The sequence below is a fragment of the Actinomadura roseirufa genome (genome assembly GCF_900659635.1).
In the GTDB taxonomy this organism is placed as follows: domain Bacteria; phylum Actinomycetota; class Actinomycetes; order Streptosporangiales; family Streptosporangiaceae; genus Spirillospora; species Spirillospora roseirufa.
Window position 1 is genome coordinate 41,625 of sequence record NZ_CAACVB010000028.1, and the last position, 11,520, is coordinate 53,144.

General features: G+C 70.5%; 14 protein-coding genes. 6 read left to right on the forward strand and 8 right to left on the reverse strand.

Annotated features, from left to right (window positions below; translation table 11 throughout):
* Positions 1 to 10: 10 nt before the first annotated feature.
* The 6 genes from E1291_RS09185 to E1291_RS41870 form a co-directional block, all read right to left on the reverse strand.
* Positions 11 to 943 carry a peptidoglycan recognition protein family protein gene (locus E1291_RS09185; RefSeq protein ID WP_242614038.1) on the reverse strand — a complete coding sequence of 311 codons (933 nt, stop codon included), beginning with the start codon at positions 941 to 943 and terminating at the stop codon, positions 11 to 13.
* Between the two features lie 157 nt (positions 944 to 1,100).
* Positions 1,101 to 1,547 carry a 50S ribosomal protein L9 gene (gene rplI, locus E1291_RS09190; protein WP_131737310.1) on the reverse strand — a complete coding sequence of 149 codons (447 nt, stop codon included), beginning with the start codon at positions 1,545 to 1,547 and terminating at the stop codon, positions 1,101 to 1,103.
* A gap of 16 nt (positions 1,548 to 1,563) precedes the next feature.
* On the reverse strand, positions 1,564 to 1,800 hold the full coding sequence (rpsR, locus tag E1291_RS09195) for a 30S ribosomal protein S18 (RefSeq protein ID WP_019631633.1): 237 nt from the start codon (positions 1,798 to 1,800) through the stop codon (positions 1,564 to 1,566).
* 75 nt (positions 1,801 to 1,875) lie between these two features.
* A complete protein-coding gene (locus E1291_RS09200) occupies positions 1,876 to 2,466 on the reverse strand; it encodes a single-stranded DNA-binding protein (RefSeq protein ID WP_131737311.1) in 591 nt (196 codons plus the stop codon).
* A gap of 37 nt (positions 2,467 to 2,503) precedes the next feature.
* Positions 2,504 to 2,794, reverse strand: coding sequence for a 30S ribosomal protein S6 (gene rpsF, locus E1291_RS09205; protein WP_131737312.1), 291 nt, complete (start codon positions 2,792 to 2,794; stop codon positions 2,504 to 2,506).
* 225 nt (positions 2,795 to 3,019) lie between these two features.
* Positions 3,020 to 3,184 carry a hypothetical protein gene (locus E1291_RS41870; protein ID WP_165495031.1) on the reverse strand — a complete coding sequence of 55 codons (165 nt, stop codon included), beginning with the start codon at positions 3,182 to 3,184 and terminating at the stop codon, positions 3,020 to 3,022.
* 252 nt (positions 3,185 to 3,436) lie between these two features.
* On the opposite strand from E1291_RS41870, the gene E1291_RS09210 reads away from it, so the two are divergent.
* The 5 genes from E1291_RS09210 (at position 3,437) to E1291_RS09230 (ending at position 7,334) form a co-directional block, all read left to right on the forward strand.
* A complete protein-coding gene (locus E1291_RS09210; RefSeq protein ID WP_131737313.1) occupies positions 3,437 to 3,742 on the forward strand; it encodes a hypothetical protein in 306 nt (101 codons plus the stop codon).
* Positions 3,743 to 3,890: 148 nt separating this feature from the next.
* On the forward strand, positions 3,891 to 4,661 hold the full coding sequence (locus E1291_RS09215; RefSeq protein WP_131737314.1) for a deoxyribonuclease IV: 771 nt from the start codon (positions 3,891 to 3,893) through the stop codon (positions 4,659 to 4,661).
* A 188-nt stretch (positions 4,662 to 4,849) separates the two neighbouring features.
* The gene (locus E1291_RS09220; RefSeq protein ID WP_131737315.1) at positions 4,850 to 5,233 is read left to right on the forward strand and encodes a DUF4190 domain-containing protein; all 384 of its coding nucleotides are present in this window, start codon (positions 4,850 to 4,852) and stop codon (positions 5,231 to 5,233) included.
* 541 nt (positions 5,234 to 5,774) lie between these two features.
* Positions 5,775 to 6,287: a hypothetical protein gene (locus E1291_RS09225; RefSeq protein ID WP_207400642.1), complete on the forward strand. Its 513-nt coding sequence runs from the start codon at positions 5,775 to 5,777 to the stop codon at positions 6,285 to 6,287.
* Between the two features lie 117 nt (positions 6,288 to 6,404).
* Entirely contained in the window at positions 6,405 to 7,334 is a 930-nt protein-coding gene (locus E1291_RS09230) for a MerR family transcriptional regulator (RefSeq protein WP_131737316.1), read from the forward strand.
* 31 nt (positions 7,335 to 7,365) lie between these two features.
* Here the strand turns inward: E1291_RS09230 and E1291_RS09235 are convergent, their stop codons facing one another.
* Positions 7,366 to 8,805, reverse strand: a complete 1,440-nt coding sequence (locus E1291_RS09235; RefSeq protein WP_131737317.1) for a glycosyltransferase family 87 protein — start codon at positions 8,803 to 8,805, stop codon at positions 7,366 to 7,368.
* Positions 8,806 to 8,921: 116 nt separating this feature from the next.
* The gene (locus tag E1291_RS09240; RefSeq protein WP_278045241.1) at positions 8,922 to 11,261 is read right to left on the reverse strand and encodes a transglycosylase domain-containing protein; all 2,340 of its coding nucleotides are present in this window, start codon (positions 11,259 to 11,261) and stop codon (positions 8,922 to 8,924) included.
* A gap of 48 nt (positions 11,262 to 11,309) precedes the next feature.
* Here E1291_RS09240 and E1291_RS41875 point away from each other — a divergent pair.
* Positions 11,310 to 11,520: hypothetical protein (locus E1291_RS41875; RefSeq protein ID WP_165495032.1), on the forward strand; the 211-nt coding region annotated here is incomplete at its 3' end.

An 11,520-nucleotide genomic window follows, 5' to 3' on the forward strand; every position in this document is an offset into this window, starting at 1 on the left:
GGAGGGCGCCTCAGCCGAAGTCGTCGATCAGCGGGAAGGACGGCAGGTCGTCGTCCTCGGGCTCCTGCCTGGGCTTCGGGCGCGGCTTGACCGGCTCGCCCTTGGACGCCCCGTCCAGCCGCTCGGCCACCGACCGGCGCAGCTCCGGCAGCCGCGCGTACAGGACGTCCCCCGGGCAGGCCGTGTTGTTGAAGTCGCGGTGCCCGGCGATCGCGTCGGCCGGGTCGAGGTCGTACTCGACGCAGAGCCACGCGCACACCTCGACCAGGGAGTCCCACAGCGCGCCGGGAACCTCCCTGGTCATGTACGAACCCTCGTTCTCGATGCCGAGCGTGTGCTGGTTGTGCGACAGCACCTGCGCGCCCTTGACGAGACGGCCCGTCCGGATGGCCTTCAGCGACTGGTTGCGGCCCTCCATCACGACGCCGCCGCGGCTGATGGTCAACTGCTGGCCGGTGTCGTCCCAGCCCCGTCTGCCCATGTGGAAGTCCTGGATGAACCTCGACAGCGCGAAGGCGTGCTCAAGCGAGCGGTCGTCGGAGTTGGCCGTGTCCGTGTGGTGGACGATGATCCGGTCCGGCGGGCGTCTGAGGACGGTCGAGGGCCGTCTCGGCGGACGGGCGTTCCACTCGGCGCGCGTGTACACGCGCGGGCCGTCCGCGGTGACCAGGCTCACCGGGTCGCCCGCCGCGTGCGCGTCGAGCTCACCGCCGCCGTGCTCACCGACGTTCACATCACCACCGTGCACACCACCGTGCACACCACCGTGCACACCACCGCCGTGCACACCGCCGTGCACATCGGCCGCCATCGCCCGCGTGCCGCCGGGACCACCGATCGCCATCAGGCCCGCCCCGACCGCCCCGCCGATGACCGACCGGCGCGTCAGCGGCACGCCGTCGCGTGCCCGGCCGGCCGCGCCGTCCTCCGAATCCGCGATCAACAGCGTTCCCCCCTCGTCCCGCGATGATCTCAGCACGGAACGTAGCGGTCACTCCGCCGATCACCCAAGCCCAGGGCGGTTCAGGGACGTTTCACATGAAACCCAAACGACCCTCGTGTACCGAACCCGGTACACGAGGGTCGTTCGAGTGAACGCGTCAGGCCTCGACGACGTTGACGTCGATCGTGGCGTTGACGTCGCTGTGCAGGCGGACGCTGACCCGGTGGGTGCCGACGGTCTTGATCGGGTTGCCGATCTCGATGCGGCGGCGGTCCAGGTCGGGACCGTCGGCGGCCTTGACCGCCTCGGCGATGTCGGCGGCGGTGACCGCGCCGAACAGGCGGCCGTTGCTGCCGGTGCGGGTGCGCAGCGTCACGCGCAGCGCCTGCAGCCGGCCGGCGACCTCCTTGGCGTGCTCGACGGTCGCGATCTCGCGAGCCGAACGCGCCTTCTTGATGGAGTCGATCTCCTTCTCGGCGCCCCGGGTCCACTTGATGGCGAACCCGCGGGGGACGAGGTAGTTGCGGCCGTAGCCGTCGCGGACCTCGATGATGTCACCGGGCTCGCCGAGGCCGGAGACCTGCTGGGTCAGGATGAGCTTCATGATCTGTCCTCCCGCCTCAGCGCGCGGTGCTGGTGTACGGCAGCAGCGCCATCTCGCGGGCGTTCTTGATCGCCGTCGCGACGTCCCGCTGGTGCTGGGTGCAGTTGCCGGTCACCCGCCGGGCCCGGATCTTGCCGCGGTCGGAGATGAACTTCCGCAGCAGGCCGGTGTCCTTGTAGTCGACGTAGGAGATCTTCTCCTGGCAGAAAACGCAAACCTTCTTCTTGGGCTTGCGGGGAGGTGGCTTCGCCATCGTGGTGCTCCTTAACGAGAGCCCCGCTCACGCGGGAATGGACGTGTGGATATGTGGATCGTGCAGTGCGGTCGGCTAGAACGGCGGGTCGTCGGAGAACCCGCCCCCGCCGCCACCGCCGCCGCCGCCGGTGGCCCAGGGGTCGTCGGCGGGAGCGCCGCCGCCCTGCTGGCCACCGCCGAAGCCGCCGCCGCCCTGCTGCTGGCCGCCGCCGAAACCGCCGCCCTGCTGGCCGCCGCCACCGCCGAAACCGCCGCCGCCCTGGCCGCCGCCGAAGCCGCCGCCACCGCCGCCGCCCTGCCGCTGGGTCTTGTTGACCTTCGCGGTGGCGCTCTTCAGCGAGGGGCCGACCTCGTCGACCTCGACCTCGAAGACGGTGCGCTTCTCACCCTCGCGGGTCTCGTACGAGCGCTGCTTGAGCCTGCCCTGCACGATGACCCGCATGCCGCGCTGCAGGCTCTCGGCCACGTTCTCGGCGGCCTGCCGCCAGACGTTGCAGGTCAGGAACAGCGACTCGCCGTCCTTCCACTCGCCCGACTGGCGGTCGAAGGACCGCGGGGTCGAGGCGATGCGGAACGAGGCGACCGCCTGGCCGCTCGGGGTGAAACGCAGATTCGGGTCCTCGACGAGGTTCCCGACGATCGTGATTACGGTGTCGCCTGCCATGGGGCTCGCTCCGGCTGGTGTGAGGACTGAGCCCGGCTCAGTGGACCTCGGGGCGGATGACCTTGGTGCGGAGGATCGACTCGCTCAGGTTGAGCTGACGGTCGAGCTCCTTGACCGTGGCAGGCTCAGCCGACAGGTCGACCACCGCGTAGATGCCTTCGGACTTCTTCTGGATGTCGTACGCCAGGCGCCTGCGGCCCCAGACGTCGACCTTCTCCACGCTGCCGCCGCCGTCCTTGACGACCTTCAGGAACGGGTCGAGCGCGGTACCGGCGGTGCGCTCGTCGATGGCGGGGTCGAGGATCGCCATGAGTTCGTAACGACGCATGCTGTGTCCCTACCTCCTCTGGACTGATGCGGTCACGGTCTCTCCGTGACAGGAGGGTTGTCGCGTCCCCCGCGGCGGCGCCGGCCCGGATCGCCGGGCGGACCTGCCGCGAGACCGATACAGGCTACCAACTACCGGCAGCGCACGAGCCGGTTCCGCCCGCCGTCGCCGCGCGACCGCCCGGCGATCACGCCGCGGCCGTCCCGCGACCGCCCGCCGGACGCCCTAGCGGCGGGCGCCGGTATGGACGGTCTTGGCGCATCGCCGCCGCTCCAGTTCCGCCATGATGTCGGCCATGCGGGCGCGCATCCTCGCGGTCTGGGTCGTCAGCATGGATAGTTCCTCGACGAGCTCCACGTCGCCGATGACCGCCAGTTCGCTCTGCCTCATCGCCCCGCCTCCGCTCGCCCTTCCCGCGCCGCCGCACTCACCGTGGTGCACCTCCCGCTCTCCCCGCTTCCCCACGGGGACGGCCCCGAGACCCGGCGTCCTCGAAACCATGTTCGACGGTACCGGGTGCGGCCGACATTTTCCGCGTCCCCGCACCGGTTGATCAATGCTCGGGCAGGGAATCTCTTTACGCGCAGGATTCATCCCCGTTCCGCGGCCGGGGCGCGGGCGGGCCGACCGAGGAGGTCTGCCATGCCGGAGGAGGTGGCCGGGGGCGGACGCGCCGCCGTCGGCGTCGACGCCCAGGCCGAACGCCATCCGCTGGAGAACGCGCTCGCGGTGGCCGCCATCACGATAGGGGTCGGGGCCCTGATCCTCGGCTCCGTCCCGGCGACCCACTTCTTCGGCGCCCTCGCCGCCGTCATCGGGCTGCCGCTGGCGCTGTACTCCCAGCTGATCTCCGCGACGACCAACGAGCGCTGGCTCAACGTCATCGGGATGGTCACCGCCTTCATCGGCGGCGCCTTCGCGCTCCGGCACGGCGGCTTCGGGCTCTGACCGGCCCGCCGGGTCTCCGGGCCGGTCGCGGCATCGGCCCCGGCCGCATGTCGATTCTCTGCCCGTTCCAGGGACGATGACGACGGGCACGGCCTGATTCGGCGATCCGCGGGACGTGGTGTCGGACGCCGCGGCTACCCTCGTTGGCATGCGCATCGGAGCCCACGTCGACCAGGCCGACCCGCTCGGCAACGCGCGCGCCGTGGGCGCCGACGTCGTCCAGTTCTTCCTGGGCGACCCGCAGGGCTGGAAGAAGCCCGTCCTGCCCGAGGGCGTCGAGGCGCTCGACGGCTCCGGCGTGGACGTCTATGTGCACGCGCCGTACACGATCAACGTGGCGACGTCCAATAACCGGATCCGCATCCCGAGCCGCAAGAACCTGACCCAGCAGCTCGAGGCGGCGGCGTCGATCGGCGCCAAGGCGCTCATCGTGCACGGCGGGCACGTACTGAAGGACGACGACCCCGAGACGGGCTTCGAGAACTGGCGCAAGGTGTTCGAGCGCATCGAGTGCCCGATCCCGGTGTACATCGAGAACACCGCGGGCGGCGGGAACGCGATGGCGCGGAAGTTCGACCGGATCGCACGGCTGTGGGAGGTGCTGTCCGGCGTGCCGGGCCTGGAGTCGAAGCTGGGCTTCTGCCTCGACACCTGCCACGCGCACGCGGCGGGCGAGGAGCTCATCGACGCCGTCGACCGCGTCAAGGCCATCACCGGCCGCATCGACCTCGTCCACTGCAACGACAGCAGGGACGCGTTCGGGTCGGGCGCCGACCGGCACGCCAATCTCGGCTCCGGCAGCATCGACACCGACCTGATCCTGACCGTGGTCCGGGCCGCGGGGGCGCCCGTCGTGGTGGAGACGCCCGCCGCCGGGCAGGCCGACGACATCACCTGGCTCCGCGCGAACCTGGACTGATCCAAACGGGCCCGGACGGTTCCGCGCGATCGGGGAACCGGGGGACGGAACCGCGCATCTAACAGCGCGGAGAACCGGCATGGCGAGCCGGCCTCCAGGTCACCTCACACTGGCATAATCCGGAATCCAGCCCCTCAGCGCACGCGCGATGTCTCCGGCGGCGGGCGCGCGAACCGATCGGGAAGCCCATGGCACAGCCCCCCTACGACCCCTACGGTTACGGATCGCAGGACCCGTACGCCGGCCAGCCCTACGCGCAGCAGCCTCCGGTCCAGCACCACTACTACGGCCCCCCGGCCCCGGTCGTCCGCCCGAACAACGGCATGGCGACCGCGTCGATGGTGCTCGGCATCCTCGGTCTGTTCGCCTGCGGGTTCACCTCGGTGCTGGCGATCATCTTCGGTCACATCGCGCAGTCCCAGATCAGGCGGACGGGCGAGGGCGGCTCGGGCATGGCCGCCGCCGGCCTCATCCTCGGCTACATCATGACCGTGATCTGGGTGCTCATCTGGATCTTCTACATCGGGCTGTGGGCCGCGCTCGTCGGCGGCAGCGGCGGCAGCACGTACTGACCCTCCACCCCTCTGGCGGACCGGGGAGATACCCGCCACCTCCACTCCCGACGCTGAGACCGTCCCGGGTGGAGGTGCTCCGACCGCCCGACATCGCCCTCCGGAACAGGCCGCCCCGCCGCCGCGCCGCCCGGCCTCCTGAAGCCGGGCTCGGCCCCGCGCCACAGGTGCGCCCTCCATTTCCGCGCGCCCGTGTCTTCTCCACTCTGGTGCGTTGCTCCCCGCCTCACGTCGCGCCCGCAGGCGACGCGCAGTCTCGCTTGCGCCCATCGCGGCTCCGCCACGCGGGATGACCCGGCTCTGATCACGCCGCTCTCACCTCTGCGCCCGCGCCCCTGACGCGTCCTGCCGCACCCCCGCACGCGCGTCCTCGACCGCCGCCGCGCCTCGATCGGCACTCCCTCCAGCGAAGTGACCCGGCTCGTACCACGTCGCCTTGACACTGTCTGCCCCCTGACTTAATCTCTCTTGTAGAGAGAGGCTCTGGAAATGAGCAACTCTCCGAGCGAGGTAGTTGCCCGATTCCGAAAGGAAGACTGAGATGAACTCCACGCCCGGCACCGCGTCCGCCTCCGTGTCCACCACCGAGACGAACGACCTGCCCACCGCGTCCCCCGCCCGCGTCCACGCCCACTACAGCACCGTCAAGAAGCTCGGCAACTGGACGGAGTCCCGCGCCGTCAAGGTGCGCGCCCGGCGCGGCATGGTCGTCATCGACCTGCGCTCGCCACGGATCCCCGAGGGCGAGATCGTCGTCGACGTCGACATCGACCACTCGATGGTCAAGCTGCTGGTGGACCAGGACGCCCGGATCGACCACTTCGACATCCGTTACACCGGCCGCGGCCGCGTGAAGGACTGGACCGGCCAGAACGGCGACGGCCGCACGATCCGCATCACCGGCGAGATCCGGCGCGGTGAGATCCGCGTCCACCGCGGCGGCGTCGCGACCCTGTCGGCGATGTTCTCCCGCGAGTTCGTCGAGGACGTCCGGCGCGCCCGCCGCGAGGGCACCACGCCCACCGTGGCCGACCCGGCCGCCAGCACCGACTGACTGGCGTCAGGCCCGCGGGCCTGATCCGTCCCTGAAAGAGAGAGCGCGTACGGTCCTTCCGTACGCGCTCTTTTCGGGCTTGAGCCTCCACCCACTGGAGGCCCCAAGGTTGGGGACATGAACGGCGACCCCCTGTACACGATCGGGGAACTGGCGAAGCTGACCGGGCTGCCGGTCCGCACGATCCGGTTCTACTCCGACGCCGGGGTGGTGCCGCCCGCGAGCCGGACCCCGGCGGGATACCGGCTGTACGACCCGGACGCGGCCGCGCGCCTCGTCCTGGTCCGTACTCTGCGCGACCTCGGCGTCGACCTCGCGACCGTCCAGCGCGTGCTGGCCAGCGAGATCACCGTCGGCGAGGTCGCGCGAGCGCACGCCGCGGCGCTGGACGCGCGGATCCGCACGCTCCGGCTGCACCGGGCCGTGCTGCGGGCGATCGCCGAACGTGGATCGGACCCGAAGGAGATGGAGATCGTGCACAAGCTCGCCACGCTGTCGGCCGCGGAGCGCCGGCGGATCATCACCGACTTCATCGACGCCTCGTTCGCCGGGTTGGAGACCGACCCCGCCTTCGAGGCGAAGATGCGCTCCACGCTGCCGGACCTGCCCGACGACCCCGAGCCGGAGCAGGTCGACGCCTGGGTGGAGCTCGCCGAGCTGGTCGGCGACCCCGGCTTCCGGGCCGCGGTGCGGCGGATGGCGGAGTTCCAGGCGCGAGAGGCGGCGAAGGGCGCCGTCCCGAGCGGATCGATGGACCTCGTCACCCTCACCCGGGAGAAGGTGGAGGCCGCGATAGCGGCGGGCGTCGCGCCCGGATCCGCGGCGGCACGACCCGTCGTGGACGAGCTGGCCGGCGCGTACGCGGCCGACCTCGGCGCGCAGGACGGCCCGGACTTCCGCCGCGACCTGCTGGTCCGGCTGGAGATCGGCGGCGACCCGCGCGCCGAGCGCTACTGGCGGCTGCTGGCGGTCATCAACGGGTGGACTCCCTGGCCGCCGATGGCACCGGTCTTCGAGTGGCTCATCGAGTCGCTGCGGCGCGCCTGACCGGAGCGCGAGGAACGCCGCCGTCCCCCGGTCAGGCCGTGGAGACGGCGGCGTGCCGCGGAGCACGCCGCCGACGCGGCGACACCACGTCCGCGGCGCCGTCGAGGACGCCGCCCGCCGGGTCGTCCACCCCGTCCGACCGGACGGGATCGCCCGACGGCCGGAGGATGTCCAACACCACCAGCAGCGCGAGGATCAGGACGGTCCCGAAGCGTGCGAGGAGCGCGCCGTAGTAGACGTCGTGGCCGATCCCCTCGTTCGGGACGTCCAAGTGCGTCAACGTCGACACCGTGCCGGCGAATCCGGCGCCCTCCGTCGAGTTCGACACCGTCAGCAGGAACCACCAGATGCCGAAGAAGTAGGCGATCTCGCCCAGCTGCCAGAGGACGAACGCCGGCAGCTTCGGCCGCGCCAGCACCGCGACCGGCAGCAGCCACAGCACGTACTGCGGCGACCAGACCTTGTTCGGCAGCATGAACGCGACCAGCACGAGGAACATCAGCTGCGGCAGCCGCGGCCGCCGCGGCGCGGCGAGCGCCAGCACGGCGACGCCCGCCGCGAGGACCAGGAACGCACCGGTACCGAACAGGTTGAGGCGCTCGGTGTCGTCCAGTCCCGACAGGCCGTGGTCCTGGAGGAAGAAGAAGATGGATCCCCAGTCGATGCCGCGTTTCTGGCTGAAGGTGTAGAACTCCTTCCAGCCGTCCCAGGCGAACAGCATCACCGGCACGTTGACGAGGAGCCACGCGCCCGCGGTGCCCGCGAGCAGCCGTCCCATGGCCCGCCACTGCCCGGCGCGGACGCACAGCAGGACGAGCGGCCCGAGGAACAGCAGCGGATAGAACTTCGCGGCGATCGCCAGCCCGAGCATCGCGCCCGCCAGCGCCGGGCGGCGGCGCGACCACGCGGCCACGGCCAGCGCCCCGAGCGCCACCGCGAGCAGATCCCAGTTGATGTAGGCCGTGAGCAGGAGCGCGGGGGACAGCGCCACCATCAGCCCGGTGCGCAGCGACCGCCGGCCCGCCGCGTACGCCGTCGCGAGCACCGCCACGATCGCCAGGAGCGCGAGCAGCAGGACGGTGACGTCGTAGAAGGCGAGACCGCGCTCGTCCACGCCGAACGGCCGGACGATCCACGCGACCACCTGCATGAAGGCGCCACTGAGAACCGGGTACTCGACGTAGCGCACGCCCGCGCCGGTGAACGAGTCGAAGTAGGGGACCTTCCCGTCGTTCAACCCCCGCACGTAGTAGAGCGGGTAGATGTCGGTGTAACAGGCCCGGGTCGTCGTCTGGACGAAGTCGAACCGCACGTCCGCGCACGGCTGCTTCTGCAGCCAGCCCAGCGAGCACATCAGTGCGGTGACCCCCGCGAGGACGAGGGACAGGCGTGCCGGCCGTCCGCGACCGTCCGCGGTGTCGTCACCCGGACCGGCGGCGGGCACATCGAGCCTCTCAGAAGACGGCGACATGGAAGGCAGACTATTGGTCATCCGTCCCGTGCGCGGACGGTGAGCAAAGGGGAAGGCCCGGAACCCACGTGCGGGGTTCCGGGCCTTTCACCCTCCGAAGGTCGTTCCGCGTCCGGTCAGTTGCCGTTCGGTCCGCCTGGGCCTTGGCGGCACGAGGGGTGGGTCTCCATGTGGTCTCCCCTCATGCACCACCACTGCGGCGGCGGCTCGCTCGGCGGCTTCTCCGGGTCACAGCCGAGAGGCAGGTTGGCCTGGTTGCACGGCACCTTCGCCGGCGTCGAACTCGGCTGCGTCGTCGTGGGCGTGGGATCGGCCGTCTTAGGCACGCACTCGTCGCCCTCGCGCTTCTGGTCCGGCGGGCACATCGTCGGCGAGGGCGACACGGTCGGGCTGACGGTCGGCTTGGGCGTCTCCTTCGGCACGGCCCACGGCGCGATGGTGCCGCCGTTCGCGGGCGGGCCGAACTGCGTGATGTCCTTGCCGTCCAGCGCCTTCAGCATGAAGAGCTTGAACAGCTTGGCCGGCACCGTACCACCGTAGATCTGGTTGTATCCGCCGACGCCCTTCAGCGACAGGCGCTGGCCGCCCTTCTGCCGCCACATCGCGACCGACGTCGTCAGTTCGGGCGTGTAGCCGACGAACCACGCCGACTTGTTCTGGTCGGTGGTTCCGGTCTTGCCGGCGACCGGGCGGGCACCGAGGCTCGCGAACTTACCGGTCCCCTCGGTGACCACCGCCTGCATCGCGGACGTGGCGTCCCGGGCGACGCCCTCGCTGAAGACGGTGCTGGCCTTGGTCCCGGGCAGCTTGAAGACCTTGCCGTTCTTCTTGTAGGGGTGACCGAACTTGTCGGTGATGCTCTCGATGACGTGCGACTCGCGGTGCTTTCCCTCGGCGGCGAACGTCGTGTACACCGAGGCCATCGTCAGCGACGTGGCGTCGATGACACCGAGCGGGAGGCTCGTGAAGCCGCCCTTCAGGTTCGGTGTGTTCTCCGGGATCCCCATCTGGACGGCCATGTCCGCCACCTTGTCGAGCCCGACCTTCTGGCCGAGGTCGACGTAGGCGGTGTTGATCGACTGGGCCGTCATCTGCTTCAGGTTGAAGACGCCGTTCTCAGCCTGGCTGTCGTTGGTGAACGCCGTCCCGTTGATGACGCGGCGGTAGCTGCCGTCCATCGTGGTCTGCAGGCTGTAGTTCTGGGCCAGCGCGGTGGCCAGCACGATCGGCTTGAAGGACGAGCCCGGCTGCACGGCGCCCTGGAAGGAGTCGTCGAACTGCTGCTTCTGGAAGGCGGGACCGCCATAGGCGGCGACCACGCCGCCCGTCTTCGGGTTGATCGCGGTGAGCCCGAAGTGGATCTCCTTGCCGAGGTTGTGCTCCCGCTTGATCTGCTCGACGGCCGTCGCGGTGTAGTCCTGGAGCTTCCGGTCGAAGGTGGTCTTGATCTTCAGGCCACCGGTCTCGTAGTCGTCGACGCCGAGTTTCCTCAGCTCCGCCTTGACGCGCGCCTCAAGGTAACCGGTCTGCGATCCGCCCTTGACGTCGCTCCAAATCTTCTGGATCGAGGTGGGGAACGTGATCTTCGCGCGTTCGCCCTGGTCGAGCTTCTTCATCTTGACCAGTCCGTCGAGGACGTAGTTCCAGCGGAACAGGAGGGCCTTCTTGGCGGGGTTGTTCGCACTGCCGAAGAGGACGAAGTAGTTCGGCCGCTGGATCATCGCGGCCAGCACGGCCGCCTCCGCGACGTTGACCTTGTCGATGGACTTGTGGAAGTAGGCCCGGGAGGCGGCCTGGATCCCGTACGACTGGCGCCCGAAGTAGACGGTGTTGAGGTAGAGCTCGAGGACCTTCGCCTTGTCGTACTTCTCCGGGATCCTCATGGAGATCATGATCTCCTTGAGCTTACGGCTGATGGTCCGCTCCTGGCTGAGCCCCTGGAAGTAGTTCCGGGCGAGCTGCTGGGTGATCGTCGAACCGCCCTCGACGTCACCGCCGGTCGCGGTCTTCACCAGCGCCCGGCCGACACCCGACGGCGAGATGCCGGGCTCGGTCCAGAAACCGCGGTCCTCCGCCGCCAGCACGGCGTCCTGCACGTGCTTGGGGACTTTGGTCAGCGGGACGCTCTCGCGGTGCATGCCGATCCGGGCCAGCGGCGTGCCATCGCTGAAGGAGATGACCGTCTCCTCCTTCTGGGCGTCCGTCTGCGCCTCGGTCGGGACCGGGGTGTTCTGGTACACCACGAACAGGGTGACCGCGACGCCGAGGGTCAGCACCGTCAGGACGGCCAGCACGATCTTCCAGGACGGCACGTACCGCCGCCAGCCGGTCCTCGGCTTCTTGCCCTTCTTGCCGCGCCGTCCCCGGCCGCCGTCGCCCGGACCACCCGGGCCGCCGGGCCCACCCGGACCGCCCCGGTCACCGGGACCGCCCGGCCCGCCGGGGCCCTGCCGCACCCCCGTGGGGGCTCCGCGCCGTCCGGCGCCGGGAACCCCCGGAGCGCCGTGCCGGCCGGGAACGCCCTGTCCGGGAACGCCCTGTCCGGGAACGCCGTGTCCCGGAGCACCGTGTCCTGGAGCACCGTGCTGACCCGGCACACCCTGAGGAACCGGGGCGCCCGGCTGGCCCGGCCGTTGCGGCCCGGGGCGCTGCTGACCCGGCCGCGGCTGTCCCGGTCGCGGCTGAGGCTGCCGTGGCGGGCCCCCGCCTCGTCCG